This is a genomic window from [Clostridium] innocuum (assembly GCA_012317185.1).
Classification (GTDB): Bacteria; Bacillota_I; Bacilli_A; order Erysipelotrichales; family Erysipelotrichaceae; genus Clostridium_AQ; species Clostridium_AQ innocuum.
In genome coordinates this window covers 2494150-2516831 of record CP048838.1, presented here as the reverse complement: position 1 = coordinate 2516831, position 22682 = coordinate 2494150, and the positions used below count along the sequence as shown (strand labels likewise).

At 47.2% G+C, this 22682-nt stretch carries 22 protein-coding genes and 1 other annotated feature; of the genes, 21 read left to right on the top strand and 1 reads right to left on the bottom strand.

The genetic code is table 11. The annotated features are described in order from the left end of the window. Window positions 1-72: 72 nt before the first annotated feature. From mnmA to G4D54_12090, 18 genes are all read left to right on the top strand, one after another. On the top strand, window positions 73-1233 hold the full coding sequence (gene mnmA / locus G4D54_12175) for a tRNA 2-thiouridine(34) synthase MnmA (GenBank protein ID QJA03152.1): 1161 nt from the start codon (window positions 73-75) through the stop codon (window positions 1231-1233). Further along, window positions 1223-1930, top strand: a complete 708-nt coding sequence (locus G4D54_12170) for a CPBP family intramembrane metalloprotease (protein QJA03151.1) — start codon at window positions 1223-1225, stop codon at window positions 1928-1930. Before mnmA ends, G4D54_12170 begins: the two co-directional genes overlap by 11 nt. A gap of 19 nt (window positions 1931-1949) precedes the next feature. After that, the gene (locus G4D54_12165; GenBank protein QJA03150.1) at window positions 1950-4121 is read left to right on the top strand and encodes an ATP-dependent RecD-like DNA helicase; all 2172 of its coding nucleotides are present in this window, start codon (window positions 1950-1952) and stop codon (window positions 4119-4121) included. Between the two features lie 43 nt (window positions 4122-4164). Next, a complete protein-coding gene (locus G4D54_12160; protein QJA03149.1) occupies window positions 4165-4341 on the top strand; it encodes a hypothetical protein in 177 nt (58 codons plus the stop codon). A 22-nt stretch (window positions 4342-4363) separates the two neighbouring features. Next, the gene (locus G4D54_12155; GenBank protein ID QJA03148.1) at window positions 4364-5461 is read left to right on the top strand and encodes an AI-2E family transporter; all 1098 of its coding nucleotides are present in this window, start codon (window positions 4364-4366) and stop codon (window positions 5459-5461) included. A 65-nt stretch (window positions 5462-5526) separates the two neighbouring features. Beyond that, window positions 5527-5725: a binding site (T-box leader), on the top strand. A gap of 40 nt (window positions 5726-5765) precedes the next feature. Further along, complete coding sequence (alaS, locus tag G4D54_12150) at window positions 5766-8393, top strand: alanine--tRNA ligase (protein QJA03147.1); 2628 nt, start codon at window positions 5766-5768, stop codon at window positions 8391-8393. Between the two features lie 61 nt (window positions 8394-8454). Beyond that, window positions 8455-8712, top strand: a complete 258-nt coding sequence (locus G4D54_12145) for an IreB family regulatory phosphoprotein (GenBank protein QJA03146.1) — start codon at window positions 8455-8457, stop codon at window positions 8710-8712. Further along, the gene (gene ruvX, locus G4D54_12140) at window positions 8712-9125 is read left to right on the top strand and encodes a Holliday junction resolvase RuvX (protein QJA03145.1); all 414 of its coding nucleotides are present in this window, start codon (window positions 8712-8714) and stop codon (window positions 9123-9125) included. The genes G4D54_12145 and ruvX overlap by 1 nt, the downstream gene beginning before the upstream one ends. A 36-nt stretch (window positions 9126-9161) precedes the next feature. After that, on the top strand, window positions 9162-9422 hold the full coding sequence (locus tag G4D54_12135; GenBank protein ID QJA03144.1) for a DUF1292 domain-containing protein: 261 nt from the start codon (window positions 9162-9164) through the stop codon (window positions 9420-9422). After that, window positions 9400-10470, top strand: coding sequence for an endolytic transglycosylase MltG (gene mltG, locus G4D54_12130; GenBank protein QJA03143.1), 1071 nt, complete (start codon window positions 9400-9402; stop codon window positions 10468-10470). Before G4D54_12135 ends, mltG begins: the two co-directional genes overlap by 23 nt. Before the next feature lie 9 nt (window positions 10471-10479). Next, entirely contained in the window at window positions 10480-11112 is a 633-nt protein-coding gene (udk, locus tag G4D54_12125; GenBank protein QJA03142.1) for a uridine kinase, read from the top strand. A 25-nt stretch (window positions 11113-11137) separates the two neighbouring features. Then, on the top strand, window positions 11138-11617 hold the full coding sequence (greA, locus tag G4D54_12120; protein ID QJA03141.1) for a transcription elongation factor GreA: 480 nt from the start codon (window positions 11138-11140) through the stop codon (window positions 11615-11617). Between the two features lie 84 nt (window positions 11618-11701). Beyond that, window positions 11702-12166: a ComEA family DNA-binding protein gene (locus G4D54_12115; GenBank protein QJA03140.1), complete on the top strand. Its 465-nt coding sequence runs from the start codon at window positions 11702-11704 to the stop codon at window positions 12164-12166. After that, complete coding sequence (locus tag G4D54_12110; GenBank protein ID QJA03139.1) at window positions 12163-14130, top strand: MBL fold metallo-hydrolase; 1968 nt, start codon at window positions 12163-12165, stop codon at window positions 14128-14130. Before G4D54_12115 ends, G4D54_12110 begins: the two co-directional genes overlap by 4 nt. A 139-nt stretch (window positions 14131-14269) precedes the next feature. Next, entirely contained in the window at window positions 14270-15229 is a 960-nt protein-coding gene (gene holA, locus G4D54_12105) for a DNA polymerase III subunit delta (GenBank protein ID QJA03138.1), read from the top strand. Then, window positions 15226-16428 (top strand): L-serine ammonia-lyase, encoded by a 1203-nt coding sequence (locus G4D54_12100; GenBank protein QJA03137.1) that lies wholly within the window; start codon window positions 15226-15228, stop codon window positions 16426-16428. Before holA ends, G4D54_12100 begins: the two co-directional genes overlap by 4 nt. Window positions 16429-16446: 18 nt before the next feature. Continuing rightward, window positions 16447-16947, top strand: coding sequence for a flavodoxin (locus G4D54_12095; GenBank protein ID QJA03136.1), 501 nt, complete (start codon window positions 16447-16449; stop codon window positions 16945-16947). After that, window positions 16916-17215, top strand: coding sequence for a GIY-YIG nuclease family protein (locus G4D54_12090; protein QJA03135.1), 300 nt, complete (start codon window positions 16916-16918; stop codon window positions 17213-17215). Before G4D54_12095 ends, G4D54_12090 begins: the two co-directional genes overlap by 32 nt. 309 nt (window positions 17216-17524) lie before the next feature. Here the strand turns inward: G4D54_12090 and G4D54_12085 are convergent, their stop codons facing one another. Continuing rightward, on the bottom strand, window positions 17525-18178 hold the full coding sequence (locus G4D54_12085) for a hemolysin III family protein (GenBank protein ID QJA03134.1): 654 nt from the start codon (window positions 18176-18178) through the stop codon (window positions 17525-17527). Between the two features lie 286 nt (window positions 18179-18464). On the opposite strand from G4D54_12085, the gene G4D54_12080 reads away from it, so the two are divergent. From G4D54_12080 to G4D54_12070, 3 genes are read left to right on the top strand one after another with little or no spacing between them, the layout of a single operon-like run. Then, complete coding sequence (locus G4D54_12080) at window positions 18465-21395, top strand: chromosome segregation protein SMC (GenBank protein QJA03133.1); 2931 nt, start codon at window positions 18465-18467, stop codon at window positions 21393-21395. Beyond that, entirely contained in the window at window positions 21395-22366 is a 972-nt protein-coding gene (gene ftsY, locus G4D54_12075) for a signal recognition particle-docking protein FtsY (protein ID QJA03132.1), read from the top strand. Before G4D54_12080 ends, ftsY begins: the two co-directional genes overlap by 1 nt. Continuing rightward, window positions 22359-22673 carry a YlxM family DNA-binding protein gene (locus G4D54_12070; GenBank protein QJA03131.1) on the top strand — a complete coding sequence of 105 codons (315 nt, stop codon included), beginning with the start codon at window positions 22359-22361 and terminating at the stop codon, window positions 22671-22673. Before ftsY ends, G4D54_12070 begins: the two co-directional genes overlap by 8 nt. Window positions 22674-22682: the final 9 nt, after the last annotated feature.

The window sequence follows — 22682 nt, the reverse complement described above, 5'->3', positions numbered from 1 at the left end:
ACATATCATTTTTATTGAACATGATTTAAAAGAATAAAAACTGATGGTATTATGAAAAGACAGGTGATGAATATGAGTCAGAAAGTGTTATTAGGTTTATCAGGTGGGGTAGATTCTGCTGTTGCGGCATATCTGCTGAAGGAGCAGGGATATGATGTGACCTGTGCGTTTATGCGGAACTGGGATTCCTTTGCAAATAATGATATCATGGGAAATCCTACGATTCAGGATGATGTATGTCCGCAGGAACAGGATTATCTGGATGCCAAGGCGGTTGCGGATAAGCTGGGGCTTCCATTGCTTCGCGTGGATTTTGTAAAGGAATACTGGGATCATGTATTCACGTATTTTCTGGAGGAATATCGGAAAGGAAGAACACCAAATCCGGATATTTTGTGTAATAAGTATATAAAGTTCGATGCCTTTATGGACTATGCAAGAAGGCTTGGCTTTGATACCCTGGCAACGGGTCATTATGCTCAGGTGGATCATAGCGCTGAGGAATCCCGCATGCTTAGGGGTGCTGACAATAATAAAGATCAGACATATTTTCTCTGTCAGGTTTCGCAGGATGCACTGCGGCACTCCATGTTTCCCGTCGGACATATGGAAAAGCAAGAGGTGCGCGAAATTGCAGAGCGCATGGAGTTGAACAGTGTTGCAGAGAAAAAGGATTCTACAGGTATCTGCTTTATCGGAGAACGCAATTTCAAGGAATTTTTAAAGAACTATTTGCCGAGCCGGGATGGAGATATTATGGATATTGAAACACTGGAGGTCGTTGGAAGACACAGTGGTGTGTTGTACTATACGATCGGACAGCGAAAGGGTCTTGGCATTGGAGGCAATCGCGGACCGTGGTTTGTGGTTGGCAAGGATGTACAAAAAAACATTTTGTATGTGACAAACGGGAGTGAAAGTGACTGGCTGCATTCCGATAGCTGCATTGTATCCGGTGTCAACTGGTTCTCCTCTGAAAGGCCGCAGGGGGATTATGTTTGTACGGCGAAATTTAGGTACCGGCAGCCGGATAATGATGTTATCCTGCGCTTCATAGATGAAACCACTGTGTTTTTGCGCTATCCGCAAATGGTCAGCTCTGTGACAGCAGGCCAGGAAGCGGTATTTTATCAGAAGGAAGAATGCCTGGGCGGGGGAGTGATTGAGGATGTATTCAAGGAAGGGATCAGCTTGCAGCACCGTATCGCAGGGAGAGTCAATAATGGAAACTAAACCAGCTGTTTACAGCTTATCCATTGGGCGTATGCTTGCCCTGCTTGTGCATTATTTTGCAGGCTATCTGTATGTATACCGTATCGTTGCGACAAAAATTACGCTTGCCGTTCAACCTGGGGCAACGATTCTGCTGCCATGGGTGCAGCTCCTGATTTACGTATTTACTGCCGGTGTAGCCATCTTGCTTGCGTGGCCGGTTCTACGGGATTCCTGGATGAAATTTCGCAGGAATACAGGGGCGAATCTGAAAATGAGTGCCTATCTGATTGTGGTCATTCTGGCTGTAAATATGCTGCTGTCTTTGCTGATTGGACTTTTGACGCAGACTGGAAACAGCGTCAATCAGGAAGAGATTCGCAATGCCAGTACAGTGTTACCACTGATGACAATTTTGTCAACGTGTGTATTTGCGCCGATTATTGAGGAAACGGTGTTTCGTGCAGGGGCTTTTTCCTGCCTGCGAAGCAGAATCGGATTTTGGACAGCTGCAATCATCAGCAGTATCCTGTTTGGGTCCATCCATATCGTGGATTCACTTCTTGCAGGAAATCTGGTGGATGTCAGCTATCTGCTTGTATATGCCGGAATCGGAATGGTTCTGGCCTACGGATATGAAAAAAGCTCTTCCTGTCTGGTACCCGGTATGGTACATGCAGGAAATAATATCATATCCATGCTTTTTATGCTTTTATAAGAATAACTGAGGTAAGTGAATGGATGAAGAAGAAATCATATTGAAAGCAAAGCATCTGCATACAATTTTTCGCAATGATACCAATGGATATACCGTTGCGAAATTTGTTACCTATGATGCAAATGAAGAAGATTTTACAGCAACCGGATATTTCAGTGAGCTGAATGAGGATGTGCTGTACAAGCTGCATGGGGATTATGTGGATCATCCCCGCTATGGAATGCAGTTTCAGGTTGCGGCCTATGAGAAAATGATGCCGAACGATGAAAGTACACTGATCCGTTATTTTTCCAGCTCTCTGTTTCCCGGAATAGGAGCGCAGACAGCGAAGTCCATCGTAGAAGCGCTTGGAGAGGATGCCATCGAAATCATAAAAGAAAATCCGGAGACTTTGAAACAGATTACAACGTTAAACGCAAGAAAGCGTGCCTCCATCATTCAGGGAATCATGGAGCATGAAGAGGCAGATGACTCTGTTGTTTTCTTTACGCGAATGGGAATCAGTGTCAAAACCATCATGAAGATGGAGGCTGCCTATGGCGAAGCGATGATTTCCATGGTTAAGGAAAACCCATACCGTCTGATTGAGGAAATCGACGGGATCGGCTTTAAAACTGCGGATAAGCTGGCAAAGGAGCTGGCGTTTGCGGAGGATCATCCCTACCGCATCAAGGCTGTCATATTATCCTGTGTGCTGGATTTATGTATGGCAAGCGGGGATACCTATACAACGCTGGAACAGATACAGAAACGGTTCTGTAAGGAATTTGATGCATCTGTGGAGATTGCTCCCTATCTGGAGGAGCTGGAGCTGGATCGCCTGATCATGATTGAGGATGGCCGCATATATCATCATACACAATATGATGCGCAAAACGGCATTGCTTCCTTTCTTGCTGGGTTTCCTTATCGTGAGTCAGAAGAGGAAGTTTCATTTGATGTAGAGGATATCGGGATTATGGAACAAAAATTTCATATCCGCTATGAAGATAAACAGAAGGAGGCGATTACTGCCTTTTTCAAAGAGCCCTTTCTGATTCTGACAGGCGGACCGGGAACCGGAAAAACGACGATTGTAAAGGGTATCCTGGATTTATATCAGCGCTACTATCCATCCGATACAATAGCGCTGTGTGCTCCGACCGGACGGGCAGCCAAACGGCTGAGTGAGCTGAGCTCAACGGCGGCAACGACGATTCACTCCCTGCTGAAGTGGGATTTGGAAACGAACACCTTTCTGGTGAACGATAAGGACCCGATTCAGGCTGATTTACTGATTATTGACGAATTTTCCATGGTGGATCAGTGGCTGTTCTATCACCTGTTGAGAGCCTGCCGCATGGTGAAAAGAATTGTTGTGATTGGAGATGAGGATCAGCTGCCCAGTGTCGGCTGCGGGTGTGTTTTGAAGGATTTGATTGAGAGCGCCTGTTTTCCGCTGGTACGTCTGAATAAGATTTTCCGTCAGAGTGAGGGAAGTGATGTCGTGACACTGGCACACCAGATTCGGGAGGGCTCGGCTGATATTCTGGACCATGCAAAGGATATCGCATTTTTCCCCTGTCAGAATTATGAGGTTCGGGATCTGATTCTGAGTGTGGTATCCAATGCACTGGACAAGGGCTATGATCCAAAGGAAATACAGGTGCTGGCGCCGATGTATGGCGGTGTTGCCGGTATTGATGCTTTGAACAATGCCCTACAGAAAATGATGAATCCATCCGATTCATATAAAAAAGAGCTGAAGGTAGGCTATCGTCTGTTCCGTGAGCATGACAAGATTCTGCAGCTGAAGAATCAGCCGGAGGATGAGGTGTACAACGGAGATATCGGAGAAATCATCGAAATCAGCTACCGCGATGACAACGTGCATCAGAAAAACTGCATCACGGCGGATTTTGACGGTGTTCTTGTTGAATACAGCGGGGAACAGATTTACAATATCACGCATGCCTATGCGACCTCCATCCACAAGGCACAGGGCAGTGAATATGCAATTGTCATTATGCCGATAGTAAAGGATTATCGCTATATGCTGCAGAAGCGTTTGATTTACACCGGTGTTACCAGAGCAAAGCGAAGTCTGGTGCTGCTCGGTGATAAGGAGGTGTTCCTGCATGCGCTGCGCGTGGAGGACCGCCATGTGCGTAGGAGTACACTGCAGGAAAAAATAAAAGAAATGATGGGATAACAGACAGGACAGTATCCATACTATCAGTGATAGGAGTGATACTATGAACAAGTGTGTTGTCGCAGGCCTGATGGGCCTGGCTGTCGGTATGTATATCGGTTACAGTCAGGAAGAGGGCATTGAGGATCTTTGCCGTGAATCCAGAAGGAAAAAGAAAAAAGTTATGAAAAAAATGCATAAGACCTACGATCACCTGTGTGATTGTATGGATCTGGATTAACCCCGTCGCGGGTTTTTCTTTTATGAAAGTATCGCATGTTCTGGATTCACTGGCACGTGGCTGCCGGAAGCTGCTTGTTCCTCTCGCCGCTTTTCTGTTGCTGGTTTTACTGTTGAAGCAGCTGCAGCTGTATGATTGGATTGTTGATATTTATAAAAGCTGTCTGCCGGTCCTGATGGGGATTGTCATTGCCTTTCTGCTGCAGCCTCTGATTGACCGCTTGCAGCAGCATGTTTCTCAAAAGCTTGCCGTCATGCTCGTATATATTGGAATTGCGCTTGTTCTTGCTGTCTTTGTTATCGGAATGATTCCCATTATTTATAAGCAGGTTATGGATTTTGCAGAAGTGGTGCCGGTGTGGATGAGACATCTGGAGGGATTTCTGGATCGCTATCACATCGCTATCGGTAATTTGGAGACTTTGAAGGAGAAATATTTGCAGGAGGGCTATATTATCGTTATCGATTCTTTGCGTAATACGATGCATACTGCTACGAATTATGGAATTGCATACATCACCGCATTTTTCATATCCATTGATTTGGATTTCTGGAAGCGTACAGCAAAAAAGGTGATTCCCAACCTGCATCAATTTTCCACCTTTTATCTAACAATGAGTAATATTGTATACCAGTATCTGGTTGGAACCTTTCTCGATATCCTGTTTATTGTTGTCACGGTGGGTATCACGCTTTATATCTTTACCTTTCCCAATGCATTGCTGTATGCAGTCATTCTTGCATTACTGAACCTGTTTCCCTATGTGGGGGCGACGTTCGGTCTGATTCTGATTGCTATTGTCGGTGCCCTGAGCTATCCGGTTTTTCCGTTTCTGGCCTTTACTATCGTATGGACGATACAGCAGATTGAATCCAATTTCATTCAACCGATGATTTTCAACCGTACGATGCATGTGCGTCCAATCCTAACCTTTGTTTTTATCTTTCTATCCGAAGCTCTCTTTGGGGTTGTCGGTGTTATTTTATCACCGATATTTGCGGCAATTGCACAGATTGCCTTTCGCAGCTGGCTGCATTCCAAGACCAGCGATAAGATTGGAGAATGGGAGGATATCTGGCAGGATTTTGATGAGGCGATGCAGGAGGAGAATTATGATTAAATTATGCTTAAATTATGATAAAAGATTTGCACTGTCTTTTGGATTTTGTTATAATGATAACGTTCATCAGGACGATGAAAAAGAGGAGTACATTCGGATAACCATTCAAGAGAGGAAGCGGCAGGTGTGAGCTTTCATGGTGAAGAATGGAAGCTGCTTTGGAGTTCTGCGCGTATCTGGCGTTAAAAGAGTAAGTGAGTGTGCCTGTGGAATTCTGTACATGGGTGAACTGGGATGGTACCGCGTATACTATACGTTCCTGGATTCGGGAGCGTTTTTTTATGCTTATAAGGAGGATGCAAATATGAAACAGTTGACAGGAAGTCAGATTCGTCAGATGTTTCTGGACTACTTTAAAAGTCAGGGACATATGATTGAGCCAGGAGCAAGCCTGGTTCCTCACAACGATCCAACGCTGCTTTGGATCAATGCCGGAGTTGCGGCTTTGAAAAAGTATTTTGACGGAAGTGAAAAGCCGAAGAACAATCGGATTGCGAATGCACAGAAGTCCATTCGTACCAATGATATCGAGAATGTAGGAAAGACGGCACGTCACCATACCTTCTTTGAAATGCTTGGGAATTTCTCTATCGGAGATTATTTCAAGGAGGAGGCGATTCCTTTTGCATGGGAGTTTTTAACTAGTCCGAAATGGATTGGTTTTCCAAAGGAGAAGCTATATGTTTCCGTGTATACGGATGATGCGGATGCTTACCGGATCTGGACCGAGGTGTGTAAGGTGGATCCTTCCCACATTTTGAAGACAGATGATAATTTCTGGGAGATTGGAGAAGGTCCGGGCGGACCGGACAGTGAAATCTTCTATGACCGCGGTGAGGCATATGATCCGGAGGGTCTTGGAGAACGTCTGTTCTTCGAAGAGCTGGAGAATGATCGCTACATCGAGGTATGGAATGTCGTGTTCTCACAGTTTGACTGTAAGCCGGAGCTTGACCGTAAGGATTACAAGGAGCTGCCGCAGAAAAACATTGATACCGGTATGGGACTGGAACGTCTTGTTGCGCTGGTACAGGGTGGAGAAACCAATTTTGATACAGACTTGTTTCTGCCAATCATTCATGCGACAGAAGCGTATACCGATGCGCGTTATGCAGATGCCCAACATAAAATGGCATTCCGCGTGATTGCCGATCACATCCGAACCGTAAGCTTTGCGCTGGCAGATGGGGCGCTGTTCTCCAATGAGGGCAGAGGCTATGTATTGCGCCGTGTTCTGCGCCGTGCAGTACGGTTTGCGAAGAAGCTGAACATTCAGGGAGCATTTATGTATAAGCTGGTTCCTGTCGTTTATGATATCACGAAGGATTTCTATCCGTACATGGAGGAAAAGCTGGATTATATTGCGCGTCTTGTAAAGGCTGAGGAGGAGCGCTTCCATGCAACACTGGCAGATGGGGAAAGACTGCTGTTACAGGTAATGGAAGAAATGAAGGAAAGCCGTGTCATTGACGGCAAGACTGCGTTTAAGCTGTATGATACCTATGGGTTCCCGTTGGAGCTGACTGTGGAAATCGCGGAGGAAAGCGGCTATACAGTGGACAAGGACGGCTTTGACGCCGAGATGCAGCAGCAAAGAGAGCGTGCCCGTGCTGCCCGCGGAGATGCGGAGTCCATGGGAAGCCAGTCCATTGATCTGATGGAGTTCACGCAGGAGAGCAGCTTCATCGGCTACGATGTGCGCCATACCTCTGCGAAGGTGATTGCACTGTTTCAGGACGGTGTGAAGGTGGATGCCATCAGTGATGAAGGCGATGCGGTGTTTGATACAACGGTCTTCTATGCGAAAAGCGGCGGTCAGGTTGGTGACAGCGGTACGATATGCGCAGAAGGTGTACAGGCTGTCGTGGATACGACAATCAAGGCTCCGCATAAGCAGCATTTGTCCCATGTCATCATTAAGGAAGGCGAGCTGCGTGTAGGGGATGCAGTAAAGCTGCAGGTGGATGAGAAAAAGCGCGATATCATTACGAGCAATCACTCCTGTACGCATCTTTTACAGAGTGCTTTGAAGCAGATCGTGGGTAGTCATATACAGCAGGCCGGCAGCTTTGTCAGTGAGGAATATCTGCGCTTTGACTTTACGCATTTTGAAAAGGTGAACGAGGAACAGCTGAAGGAAATCGAGCGCCTGGTAAACCGGTATATCAGTGGACATTATGCGGTCAGCAAGGTGGAAATGCCGATTGAGGAAGCAAAGAAAAGCGGAGCGACCGCACTGTTTGATGAAAAATACGGAGATGTTGTCCGCGTTGTCAGCATGGGAGATGTTTCCAAGGAATTCTGCGGCGGCTGTCATGTGAATAACACACAGGAAATCGGTGTCTGCAAGATCATCAGTGAGGAGAGCATCGGCTCCGGTATTCGCCGTATCACGGCCAAGACAGGGTATGATGCCTATGCGGAATTCGCGAAGGAGGATGACACGCTGCATGCGGTTGCGTCCGATCTGAAGCTGAAGGGGATTTCCAAGGTGGAAGAAAAGGTTGCATCTGTTTTGGAGGAAAATGTACAGCTGAAGAAGGAGCTTGCGGCGTTGCAGGCATCCATGTTTGCCTTGAAGGCGAATGATCTTGTCAATCATATGCAGGAGCTGAATGGACGCCAGGTGCTGATTGAGCGCATGGATGGTGCGGATGCAAAAGCGATGAAGGATATTGTTTCCAATATTCGCTCCCAGAGAGAAAACTGCGTTGTTTTCCTTGCGAGTGTCCATGGCGATAAGGTCACCTTTGTTGCCGGTGCGGATAAGGCTGCTGTAAGTGGCGGTATCAAGTGCGGTGATCTTGTCCGTGAAGCGGCTCTTGTCTGTGACGGAAAGGGCGGCGGACGTCCGGATATGGCGCAATCCGGCGGAAAAGATGCTTCTAAGGTGGAGGAAGCACTGCATTTAATCAAAAATATGCTGTCATAAGGCTTTCAATTTTGTATAAAGTAGGATAAAATAAAGGAAGAAAACAAAAGGAGGTAATACTATGAGAGATATCACGGAAACCATGTCTTTTAAATCGGATGATTTAAAAAGAGACAATATCAAGCATGTATTACGCTTAGTCAAAGAGGCATTGGACGAGAGAGGGTATAATTCAGTGAATCAGCTGGCAGGCTATCTGATCAGCAACGACCCGGCATATATTTCATCTCACAACAATGCACGTACGATCATTCAGAGTGTGGAACGCTATGAGATCATAGAAGAGCTGGTAAGAGCTTACCTGGAAGAAGATAAGTGATGCGCATACTGGGTCTGGATCTTGGCAGTAAAACACTGGGTGTCAGTGTGAGTGATGCACTGGGCATGATCGCACGCCCGGTGGAAACCATCCGTTTTGAAAGTGATGATTATGAAGCCGCATGCGAGCAGGTACAACCATACATAAAGGAATTTCAGGTGAAAACCGCGGTTCTCGGTCTGCCGAAGCACATGAACGGGGATGTAGGCATACGGGGAGAGATTTCCCTGATGTTTAAGGAAAAGCTGGAAGCTCTCGGACTTGAAGTGGTATTGTGGGATGAGCGCCTGACAACGGTGGCGGCGGAGAAGATTTTAATCTCTGCGGATGTATCGCGCAAGAAACGTAAAAAAATCATTGATCAGATGGCGGCAGTACAAATTCTGCAAAGCTATCTTGACAGTAAAAACTAGGGGCTTGCAAGAGCCCCTTTATAGGAGGAAAAAGCGATGTTAGATTCAAGCAGTCTGTATGTGACAGATGAAAACGGAAACGAAAAGCGGATGGAAATTCTGTTTACCTTTGAGGATGACAACCACGCTAAGAAATATGTGGTATTCATGGATCCTGAGGAAGAGGAGGGAGAAGTGTTTGCTTCCGCCTACGATGATGATGGGAATCTTATTCCGGTAGAAAGCGATGCGGAATGGCAGATGATTGAAGAAGTGATAGGAGCCTTCCAGGAAGATGAAGAAGCAGTTGAAGAATAAGAAGGTGCTGATTGCCCTCGTCAGTGTGTGCATTGTACTTGCGGCAGCACTTTCCGTATTTATATACTATAAGACCGGATTGAAGGCGGTGGCCTCCAGGGAAACGCCAACCTCTTTCCAGGTACAGCCGGGAGAAACCAGTGAGGTGGTATTGGATAAGCTGCAAACGCAGGAGCTGATTCGTAATAAAACCGTTGCCAAGCTGTATATGAAATTCCATGGACTCAGCGATATCAAGGCCGGTAATTTCAAGCTGGATGCAAGGTGGGACACTCCGAAAATACTGGAAACGCTGAATGACAGCAAGCAGGCGAATGCGGATGATATCAAAATCACCTTTAAGGAAGGTATGTGGGCAAAGGATGTGGCTGCTCTGATTGAAAAGCAGACAGGCGTCAAGGCCAAGGAACTGCTCACACTGTGGAACGATGACGCCTATCTGAACACGCTGCTGAAAAAATATTCATTTTTAAGCAAGGATATTTTGAATGCACAGTATAAGGTGAAGCTTGAGGGTTATCTGTATCCGGAGACCTACAGCTTCCATAAGGATGCGACAGCTAAGCAGATAACAGAAACCTTCCTGGATCAGTTCCAGAAAGCGATTGCCCCGTATGCGGCTGATATCAAAAAAAGCGGCATGAGCATGCAGGAGGTTATCACATTTGCTTCCATCGTACAATACGAGGCAAGCACGAAGGAAGATATGGAAATGATTGCCGGTGTTTTCCAGAATCGTCTGAAGCAGGGAATGACCCTGGACAGCAGCGTTACGGTTTGTTATGCACTGTATGATGATATGACATCCGGTGAGGACTGCGAGGTCAATACGCACATTGACTCTCCATACAATACATATAAAAATGCCGGGCTGCCGATTGGACCGATTCTGAATCCGGGGGCGATGGCAATCCAGGCTGTGCTTCATCCAAAAGCGAATGATTACCTGTATTTTGTAGCAGATATCTATGGGGACGGTAAGGTGTACTATGCAAGAACGCTGGATGAGCAGGAAGCGAATATCGATAAGTATAATCTGCGTAAGTAGGTGAAGACCATGAAGAAAACCATACTGATCGGTATTGCGGGAGGAAGTGCTTCCGGTAAGACCTCCATTTCCGCACAGCTGAAGGAGCATTATGAGGATACAAATTCTGTTGTGATTATCCGTCAGGACGATTATTACAAGGATCAAAGTGAGAAGACGATGGAGGAGCGTGTCAAGACGAATTACGACCATCCCTTCGCCTTTGATAATGAGCTGCTCGTGGCGCAGCTGAAGCGGCTGCTACAGCGTCAGCCCATCTGTAAGCCTACGTATGATTTTGTACATCATACCAGAAGTGAGGTCATTGAGGAAATCGAACCGAGTGATGTTGTCGTTATTGAAGGACTGTTTGTACTGGAGAATGAAGATCTGCGTAATCTGTGCGATATCAAGATCTTTGTGGATACCGATGCGGATATCCGCTTTATCCGCAGACTGCTGCGGGATGTGAACGAGCGGGGAAGAACGCTGGAGTCAGTGGTGGAGCAGTATACCTCCACTGTCCGTGATATGCACAATCTGTTTATTGAGCCGAGTAAGCGCTATGCGGATGTCATCATTCCCGAGGGCGGCCACAACGTGGTTGCCATTGATTTGCTGATTACGAAAATCAGTAGTATTATTTCAGAAAACGTGGTATAATAGCGGACGAATAGGAGTTGAAACCATGGCTGATGAGAAATTTTTAGTAACCAAGGAAGGCTTGGACGAGCTGCTTAAGGAACAGGATAATCTGATTCATGTCGTACGTGATGAAGTCATCCGTGAGCTGCAGGAAGCCCGTGCACAGGGTGACCTTAGCGAGAATGCGGATTATGATGCTGCCCGTGACCGTCAGGCGCGTGTAGAAGCAAGAATCCGCGATCTGGAGGCTATGATTGCGAATGCAGAAATCATTTCCGAGGATAAGAAGGCAGCGACCAAGAAAACCGTATCACTGGGTTCTACGATTACCATTCTGGACATGTCTACCAATGAAGAGGAAACCTACAATATCGTTGGTTCCATTGAGGCAGACCCGCTGAATGGAAAGCTTTCCAATATCACACCGCTGGCAACATCATTGATGGATCACAAAATCGGTGATGTCGTTGAGATTGAAACAGCGGAGGAGCCTTACCAGGTAAAAGTCATCGATTTGAAATAGAGGAAGAGAACAGAAAAAATTCTGTTCTTTTTTTAGGAGTTTTCGTGCTGAATTTCGTATAGATAAGTGGAGGTGTTTGTCTATATGAAAAAAGTACTGATTGTATGTTGTTTGCTTCTGCTCTTTTACGGGCGTTATGAACCGGTGAATCTCACCACGACACAGCGTAAAACAAAACAGATTGAGGTGAAGGGTGAGGTGAAGCATCCCGGTGTGTATACGGTGGATATTCATGCGGATACCGGGGAGGTTTTGAAAAAAGCAGGCGGATTGAAGAAGGGGGCGGATGTGTCCGGAATCAATCAGACACAGGATTTGAGTGATCACAGTGTTCTGGTTATTGGGAAGCAGCAGGAGCAAAAGAAGATTTCCATCAACAGCGCTACGGAAAAGGAGCTGCAGACGCTTACGGGAATCGGACCAAGCATGGCACAGCGTATTATTGCATATCGTTCGCAGCAGCCCTTTCAAACCATCGAGGATATCATGAAGGTGAAGGGCATTAAGGAAAAGCTGTTTGCGAAAATAAAGGAACAGATCACGCTATGAAAAACAGTTGGCTGCTGTGCGGATGGTGCTGTCTGCTTCTGCTGTGGGCACACTGGATTTCCATCTGGTTTTCTCTGGCGCTGATGCTGGGGTTGCTATGGTATTATCGCAGCCATTACCGCATACATCCGCTGTTTGTTTTGCTTTTGCTCCTGCTGCAGGGGCGGATGCTGCTGCTTCTGCGGGAACCGGAAATGCCAACGGATACCGTATTGCAGATCAGGGAAATCAAGGCAGGCTATGCAATTGCTCATACACAGGGGCAGGATGTCATGGTCTATGGGCTAAAGCATGCAAATTTCAATGATATCGTACAGGTAAAGGGTACCTATGCTCCAGTTACATCTCTGCATAATTTTCATCGCTTTTATTTTCCTGACTGGCTGAAGAGGCGTGGAATACGCTATCAGATACAGGCACAATGCTATCAGCTTCTGCAGGAGGGAAGCGGAGTGCGCCATACCCTCTATGCACATGTACAGGGGATAGCGGACAGGAAGCAGCGCAGCTGGCTCAATATGCTGCTCTATGGTATTCATGAGGAGGATGTATCCTATTTTCTGACCTCCAGCGGATTACATATCGCAACACTTGCGGCATGCCTACAAAAGCTTCTGCTTATGATCTGTTCGCAAGCCAATGCCTCTGTGATTGCATTGCTGCTTTTGGGACTATGCGGACATGTCACCGTGTTTTCTTCCTCTCTGATTCGCATACTGCTGTTTCGCCTTGTTTCGCTATGCTGTCACAGCAGGAATCCGCAGGATCGGCTGGGTATCAGTATGGCAGCTGTTCTTTTGCTGTTTCCCTATATGGCATGGGAGCTGGCGTTTCTTCTGCCACTGGGCTTTCGCATGCTCGCACTTTTCAATGTCAGAAGGCGAAGCAGGCGTCTCACCGGCTTGCTGCTGCTTATTCCGATGCAATTTCTCTTTTTTCAGTCCTGTAATCCCCTGCAGTTGCTGCTGTTTCCCGTTTTTCGCTATGTCTATGCGTTTTTGTATGTAAGTTGTCTGCTGAGTGTGCCATGTTCCTTTGATGCATTGTTTGCGTTTACAACACGGCTTGCCGACCTGCTGGATGCACTTCAGCAGTGCGGGATAACGCTGTACTATACTCCACAGCTGTTCTGGCTCTTTCTATGGGGGAAGGGAGCTGTGTGCTATATCAGCTATGCACAGAAAAAGCCGCTGGCTGTTTTGTGTCTTCTATTCTTGTATGCGCCCTTTTCTTCGTGGTTTGATCCCTTTGGGGAGGTGCTGATGATCGATGTGGGACAGGGGGACTGTACCCTGATAACGCTGCCGTTTCATCAGGGGGCTGTTATGATCGATATCATGGGAAGTCGCTACCGCAATATTCCCAAAGAGGTGGTTGTCCCGATTGTAAAGGCAAAAGGCTATCAGAGACTGGATGCCCTGATACTCACGCATGATGACTTCGATCACAGTGGTGGAAAGGAGGAACTGCTCAAGGAGCTGAATGTAACACGAATCATCGATCATAAGGATAAGGCAGAGCCGATTAAAGGACTGCCGCTGGTGTTTTTACTCAGAGACTATAAGGGAAAGGATACCAATGATAACAGCATTGTCACCTATATGCAGACAGATCAGCTGAAGGCGCTGTTTATGGGGGATGCCGGCACAGAGGCGGAGGCGGCCCTTTTACAACGCTATGACCTTGCGGTTGATGTGTTGAAGGTCGGTCATCATGGCAGTGATACCTCCAGCTCCCTTTCCTTTCTGCATGAACTGCAGCCTCAGCTGGCGCTGGTGTCTGCCGGAAGAAACAACCGCTATCATCATCCCAGTACAACAATCATGCAGCGTTTGAGGCAGGAGAATATCCCTGCGCTGGTGAGTGCTAGGGACGGTGCTGTTTCTATTCGATTCAGCCGCTATTTCAGTTATTATGTAAGCGCAGAGGGGGCAATCGGTATTCTGCACGGATTGTGGGAATGAGCAAAGCATGAGACAGAATAGGAAAAAACTTACATAAGGTGGACAAGGGCTGTTATGAAGGAAAATATACAGGAAGTTATGTCGAAAAGTCATGGTAATCTATGCGGGTTTCGTTTATAATATTCTCTAGGTGATGAGAATGAATTATGTGTTATACGGAGAAGAACAATATCTGCTGCAGGAATCACTGACAAGGATCGTCAGGAATCATGTTCCGGATGCCAATGAGTTGAACAAACTTGTTTATGATGCGGATACGACGGATTTGGATGTTATTCTGGAGGATGCGATGACGATTCCGTTTTTCTCAGACTGCAAGATCATTCTTGTTTATCATGCGAATTTTCTAAGTGCGGCAAATGAGCATGCAGTGGATACTGCAGCGCTGGAGCGTTATCTGGACGAGCCGCTGGAGTCGACCGTACTGGTGCTGATCGGTGATTTTGAAAAGCTGGATGCCAGAAAGAAAATCGTAAAAAAGGTGCAGAAAACATGCAAGGTGCTGCAATATCGAAAGCTGGATGAGCAGGGAAAGCAAAGCTATGTGCAGGAACAGGTGAAAAAGCGTTCTCTTCAGATAGAGCCCTCTGCCATGCAGGCGCTGCTGCGTCGCTTACCGCTGGATATTCGCACCATACAGATGGAAATGGAAAAGCTGGAGCTGTATGGCGGCGTGATCAGCAGTGATGTGGTGGAAAGGCTGGTGACCCGACCGCTGGAGGAGGATGTCTTTCAGCTGGTCAATGCAGTGGTGGACCGCGACCTTCGAAAATCCTTTCATATGTGGCAGGATCTGTGTGTGTTGAACAAGGATGCCATATACCTGATCGCCCTGCTGGCCGCACAGTTTCGATTTCTGTATGAGGTGAAGGCGCTGATGCTGCATGGGAAAGGGAAGGATGCCATCAAGGATGAGCTGAAGGCGCATCCCTACCGTGTACAGCTGGCGATGAAGACCGTGCAGCGGCTGGGTATCGGTTATCTGATGCATATTCTGGAACAGCTGGCAACGCTGGATCAGAATCTGAAGGCCGGGCGTCTGGATAAAAAGCTGGGCTTTGAAATGTTTTTGCTGGGAATACAAGGAGTGCGACAATGAAATCACTAAAGGAATTATACAGGATCGGTCCGGGGCCGTCCTCATCACATACGCTGGGGCCACAGCGCGCCGCCAGCTTGTTTAAGGAGCGTTATCCAAACGCACACCATTATGAGGTGGAGCTGTTTGGATCACTGGCGCTGACAGGAAAAGGGCATTTAACCGATTACATCATCATCGAAACGATGAAGCCGAAGGAATGCGTGGTGCTTTTTAAGAATCGCAGGGAGCTGAAGCATCCCAATACGATGCAGCTGTCAGCCTATGATGAAGAAGACCGGCTGCTTGGAGTATGGACGGTCTATTCCATAGGTGGCGGTGCTATTCAGATTGAGGGTGAAAAAAGCAAGGAAGGCGCGGATGTCTATCCACACCATCTGATGAAGGATATCGAAGCTTATTGCAAGACGCACTCCATGACGCTTTGGGAGTATGTGAATCACTTCGATCCGCTGGATGATTATATGGATACCATCCTGCAGCAGATGATGGCGACGGTTGACGGCGGTCTAGCCAGGGAAGGAGTGCTTCCGGGAGATCTGAAGCTGAAGCGAATTGCAAAGGAATTGAAGCAGAAGGCGGATACGGCAAAAAGTGCCGCCGAGCGGGAAAAACTGCTGCTGTGTGCCTATGCCTACAGTGCAAGTGAGGAAAATGCATCGGGAAGTATGACAGTCACCGCTCCAACGCTGGGAAGCAGTGGTATTCTGCCGGCTCTGGTATGCTATTATCACCGCATTCTGGGAGTGTCCAGAGAACAGCTTCGCAACGGTTTGAAGGTGGCAGGTCTGTTTGGAAATCTGATTAAGGAAAATGCCACGATTTCCGGTGCACAGGGCGGCTGTCAGGCAGAAATCGGTGCGGCGGTTGCGATGGGTGCTGCTATGGTTTCCTATCTTCGCGGACAGACGATGCGCCAGATTGAATATGCAGCAGAAATAGGGATCGAACACCATCTGGGTCTTACCTGTGATCCGGTAGGCGGTTATGTTATGATTCCCTGCATTGAACGAAATGCTGTCGGTGTGCTGCGGGCCATGGATGCCGCAGTGTTAGCGGAGGGCATCAGCGATTTAAGAGAGCATAAGGTCAGCTTTGACATGGTTGTCAACACCATGAATTATACCGGCAGGAAAATCCCAATCGAGCTCAGGGAAACTTCACTGGGCGGACTGGCAAGGGTTGTTCCATTGAAATAAGAAAGAAGGATTGTTTTTATGAAGGGTCTGATTGTATACTCCTCGCTCAGCGGGAATACAAAAAAAATTGCAGAAGCAATCGCAGAGGTCGCCGAGGACAGCGAGCTGATTTCCATCAGGGAATTTCAGTCTTCGATGCTAGCGAATTTTGATCTGTTTTACATCGGATACTGGGTGGATAAGGGAGATTGTGATGCTGCCGCTTTACGTCTGCTTGCTCAGCTGAAGGATAAACGAATCGTTTTGTTCGGAACGCTGGGTGCTGCAGAGCAAACAGAGTATTATAACAGGGTGAAGCAGCAGGTGGAGTCACACGCCGTACACAGTCACATACTCGGGCATTTTCTGTGTCAGGGTGCTGTCGGTGAAGCGGTGATTGCACGCTATCAAAGCATGCTTGCTGAGCATCCTCAGGATGAGCATATAAAACAGCAGCTTGCCAATTATGAAAACGGAAAGTCCCATCCGGATGAACAGGATCTTGCCAATGCCAGAGCTTTTGCGAAATCCATCGGCTGAGATACCATACACAAAGGGCTTCTATGTCTACATCCTGCGCTGTCAGGATGATTCACTATACACTGGATGGACAACGAATCTTCGCCATCGCTTCCATCAGCATGCGATTGGAAAGGGGGCACGCTATACCCGTGCCCGCCGACCCCTGGAGCTGTACTACTTTGAAAGCCATGCCGACAAGCAGGCTGCCATGCGTAGAGAATATCAGATCAAGCAGCTCAGCAGATCGGAAAAACTAAAACTGAAATATCGCAGCGAGGATGTTTGACCGCATTGCTTGCTGCATTTTTCATTTGATGATCTACTATCAGTCGGGGAAAGAGTAGTAAAGCAGGCATATTCGAAAAAGTGCTGCAGCAAGGAAAAACTCACCATGTTGGGCATTCTCAATGGTGTGTAAGAACAGCTTTCTTAATTGATCCTGTACAAGACGTGGCTTCTTCCAACTGTCGGATATGAAAAAAGATGCAAATACATTCACGGATGGAATGCCCTTGCATCTTTTAAGCTTTGTAAGCCGGTAAAGGAGTGCCCTTGGTGTGATTTTTTTGTTTAAGACCTGTGCGCACTTGGGAGTTCACATCACGAATACGATGGCGATGAAATGCAGAATACTTGCCAGATTGATACAGACATGCCAGATGGAATGAAAGTATTTTTTTTGTGGCTTTCCATAAAAGAAGGCGCCAATCGTATACATAACACCTCCACCGACAATCAGTACGAGAAACATTGAACTTGCCTTTGACAGCAGCGTCGGCAGAAAGAAGACAGCCGTCCAGCCCATAATCATATAGATGGTCATGGAAAGCTTGGGATAGCTTTTTGAGCTGATTGCCTTTAACAGCACACCGCCAAGCACTGCGCTCCATTCGATTGCCAGAATCAGATAGCCCTGCCAACCGCCGATCAGCGTCAGTGCAATCGGTGTATAGCTTCCTGCTATTGCAAAGTATATACAGATGTGATCCAGCTTGCGAAAAACATATTTATGTGTGGTACCAAACGGCATGCAATGATACAATGTGGATACCAGAAACATCAGAAACAGACATAGAATGAACACCGACACACCGGCCGCCAGTTCGCTCCCTGATTTGTTATAGGAATATACGGCTGCTGCCGGAAGAGAGCATATACATAAAAACGCCATGATCCCGTGAGTCACACAGTTGGCGACCTCTTCTCCAAAGCCCAGTCGGAACATATCCCGCATGGATTTTTCCTCCATGAGTATCACCTCCGTAAATCTTATGCCTGTGGTCAGTATAATACAATCCCAAACGGAATGCAATGCTTTTTCCTGAATAAGGCTCATTTTGTGATGATAACTTAATAATGTGGTAATCAATACCGCGTAGTGGAATATTGATATTTCGAACTGCAATATGCATGTGGTATGAATAAAAGTTTAAAAAGACTGAATTCTTCACAAGTTTTAATGCGAACAGTATAAACTTATGCTATAATAACCATTGGTATTTGCTGTTGCTTACGGCAAATGAATGGAGGCATCTATGTTTTTAAAACGTATTGAACTGCAGGGCTTCAAGTCCTTTGCGGATAAATCCATCATCACCTTTGATTCCGATGTGATTGGAATTGTCGGTCCGAATGGATGCGGGAAAAGCAATATCAATGACGCAATCCGCTGGGTGCTCGGTGAACAGAGTGTGAAGTCACTGCGTGGAAATAATATGAGTGATGTCATTTTCAGCGGCTCTACAGCACGCAAGGCAGTCAATATGGCGGAGGTTACGCTGGTGTTTGATAATTCCCGTCATATCATGAATGTCGAATTTGAGGAGGTAGAGGTGACCCGCCGTCTGCACAGGACGAGCGGGGAAGGGGAGTATTTCATAAACAAGGCTCCCTGCCGTTTAAAGGATATCGTCAATCTGGTAATGGATACCGGTCTAGGCAGAGATTCTCTTTCCATTATATCACAGGGAAATATTTCTGCGTTTGCCGATGCGAAGCCGGAGGATCGTCGTGCTTTGTTTGAAGAGGCGGCAGGAGTTGCGAAATATAAAAAGCGCAAGAATGAATCGCTGTCAAAGCTGAACCGGACACAGGATAATCTGAGTCGTCTGGAGGATATCATCATGGAGCTGGAGCGACAGGTGAATCCGCTGAAGCGTCAGGCGAAAAAGGCAGAGGTCTATCTGGAAAAGAAAAAGCAGCTGGAGGTTATTGAGGTCAGCGTGCTGGTGGATGAAATCGAGAAGCTGAGCGAGCAGATCGACATGCTGAAAAAAAAGGCGTTTGATCTGGACAGCCAAAAGGCCATGCATGAAACCACCATCCAGGTCGAGGATGTAAAAAACAGCGAGCTGCGTAACGAAATGTATCAGCTGGACCGCGAGGTGAACAAGCTGCAGGAGCAGTATGCCAAGCTGAGCGAGGAATCCAGAATGCTGGAAACCCGGAAAATTGAAATGGATGAAAAACGAAAGTATGCGCTGGAGTTTGCGAGCAATGCCGAAAAAGCCAAAGAGCTGAAGGCAATGATGGAAGAGGCGCATTATGAATATGAAGACCGTTCGAAGCGATTAAAAAATCTGGAAACGGATATTGCTTTGCAAAAGGAGGCAGCGGCCAAGCTGGAGCATGATGTATCCTACTGCACGCAGGAGAATGCGCAGGCAACCTCGATTCTGAACCGTCTGGAAAACCGCAGGGCGGTACTGGAAAATCTGGCAAAGCAGCCGTTTAATCATCAGCAGGCAGTAAAATCCGTATTGGATGCCGGTCTGAATGGAATTCTGGGTGTGGTATCTCAGCTGTTTAAACCGCTGATGAATTATGAAACAGCAATTTCCAACGCGCTTGGCGGTGCGCTGTATCATATCGTGACCGTGGATGAGGAAGCAGCACGGCATGCCATCACCTTTTTGAAAAAGAATCAGTCCGGACGTGCAACCTTTCTTCCGCTGCCGGTTATGAAGCCGCGCTATATGCAGAAGGAGCACCGTATGCTGGCGGAAAACAGTGTCGGTTTTCTGGGCGTTGCCAGCGAATTTGTAGAAAATGACACGCAGTTTGATACCCTGCGGGATGCATTGTTCGGCAATGTTGTTATTACGGATAATCTGATCCATGCGAATGCGATCGCCAAGCTGCTGCGTTTTCAGTATAAAATCGTTACGCTGGAAGGCGATATCGTCAACCGCGGAGGAAGCATGACCGGTGGTAAGGGAAGAAACAATTCCACACCGTTAACGATACAGAAGGAATTGAATCAGGTGCTGCAGAGTCTCGAAGGTCAGCAGATGAAGGTGGAGGGATTGAAAAATCAGCTCTATGCGCTGCAGGCTAAAAAGGAGCAAAACAGTGCAAATCTGGTACAGATGCAGATTTCCAGTGCACAGCTGGATCCGATTGTAAAAGCCAAATGGGCAAAATATGATCGCTTGAAAAGCGATTATGAGCAGATTGCACCAAAGGAGGATCTGGATAAAGCCGAGCTGCTGGAGGATGATATCGTCGTTAAGCTGAGCAATGTGCATTCCCGCATTGACGAGGTCAGCTCCTCAATGAAAAGCAAGCGGGAGCGCCGTATGAAGGCCGGCAGCGAAGTGGAACGCAAGGATGCCCAGATTCGCCAGCTGCGAAGGGATCTTAATATATTGCAAAATGAACAGCGCGAGGTGGAGGTGGCACAGGCGAAGGCGGAAACAAAGCTGGAAACCACGCTGGAACGTTTAAGCTCCACCTATGAGATGACCTTTGAATATGCGCAGAGTCAGAAGGCGGAGATCGATATCGTGGAGGCACGCAAGCAGGTTGTGATTCTTCGTCAGGAAATCTCCTCCTTGGGGAATGTAAATCTGGATGCACCGCAGGAATACAAGGAGGTCAGTGAGCGTTTTGAATTCTTAAGCAGACAGCGGGATGACCTGATGGCTGCCAAGGATAAGATTTTGGAGGCCATTGATGAAATGGATGATATCATGGTCAAGCAGTTTCAGGAGATGTTTGATAAGATCAACGCACAGCTCAATGATGTCTTCCGTGCGCTGTTTGGAGGCGGTAAGGCACGCTTGTTCATGGTGGACCCGGAGGATGTGCTGAATACCGGTATTGATATCGATGTGCAGCCGCCTGGAAAAACCGTACAGAATATCCGTCTGTTCAGCGGTGGAGAAAAGAGTCTGATTGCCATCTGTGTCCTGTTCTCCATTCTGAAGGCAAGAACGATGCCGCTTTGTATTTTTGATGAGGTCGAGGCTGCGCTGGATCAGGCAAATGTGGAGCGCTTTGCGAAATACATTGCACAGTTTCGCGGGGAGAGTCAGTTTATCGTCGTGACACACCGTCCGGGAACCATGGCGCAGTGTGATGCCCTGTATGGGGTAACTATGCAGCAAAACGGTGTTTCCCAGCTGCTGAAGGTGAAGCTGCAGGATGCAATCAACATGATTGATAAGGAAGAGGTGAAGGCATAATGGGTATTTTTTCAAAATTAAAGCAGACATTTTCATCCAAAAAGGATGGAGATCGCTATCTGAGCGGTCTGGATAAATCAAAAAAGTCGTTTTCAGAACGCATTCGGAAGCTGGCACTTGGCTTTACCGGTGTTAATGAGGGGTTTCTGGAGGATTTGATGGTCGTACTGCTGGAAGCGGATATCGGCATTAAAACAGCACAGAAAATCGTGGATGAGGTCGAAAGCCGTGCGATGGATCAGAAGCTGAAGAGCTTTGATGAAATCAGTGAGTGTCTGATTGAGGTTATGCATGAACTGTATGCCAGTGTTGAGGACGAGGATTTCCATAAAAATGAAGATGGTCCGACGGTCATTTTGATGGTCGGCGTCAACGGCAGCGGGAAAACGACAACGACGGCAAAGCTGACAAAGCTGTTTCAATCAGAGGGCAGCAGCGTTGTACTTGCGGCAGCGGATACCTTCCGTGCCGGCGCGATTGACCAGCTGGCAAAATGGGCGGACCGTCTGGGTGTGACCTGCATTAAGGGAAGAGAAGGCGGCGATCCGAGTGCTGCACTGGTGGATGCCTGCCGCTATGCGAAGGAGCATGGCATGGATTATCTGATCGGGGATACCGCAGGACGTTTGCAGAACAAAGCAAATCTGATGCAGGAGCTGAGCAAGATGCGCAGAGTTATCGAACGGGAAATTCCGGGAGCACCGCATGAGGTGTGGCTGGTGCTGGATGCCACAACCGGACAAAACGGAATTTCACAGGCACAGATTTTTCTGGAAACAACGAAGGTAAGCGGTATTATCCTGACCAAGATGGATGGTACGGCAAAGGGGGGCATCGTCATTGCGATACGCGATCTTTTGGGACTGCCGGTAAAATACATCGGACTCGGTGAGAAGGAGGACGATCTGCGCCCGTTTGATATTGATTCCTATCTGTACGGTCTGTGCGAGGATATTTTACAGCATGATTGATCAGATGGAACGGATGAATGCGCTTCTGGATGCCTATGAACAATTGCTGACAGAGAAGCAGCGGGAAATCCTGAATCTGTATTACAAGGAGGATTTGTCGTTTTCCGAGATTGCGGAGAATCTGCACATCAGCCGTGCGGCTGTCAACGATCATATCAAGCGCAGCACGCATATTCTTGCGGAATACGAAAAAAAGCTGCATCTTGTGCAAAATTATGAAACAAGAAGCAGGATTTATGATAAAATGAAAACAGTCGGAAACGATTCGATACGAAAACTGGTAGAACAGCTAGAAAATTTAGAATGACTTTAGGAG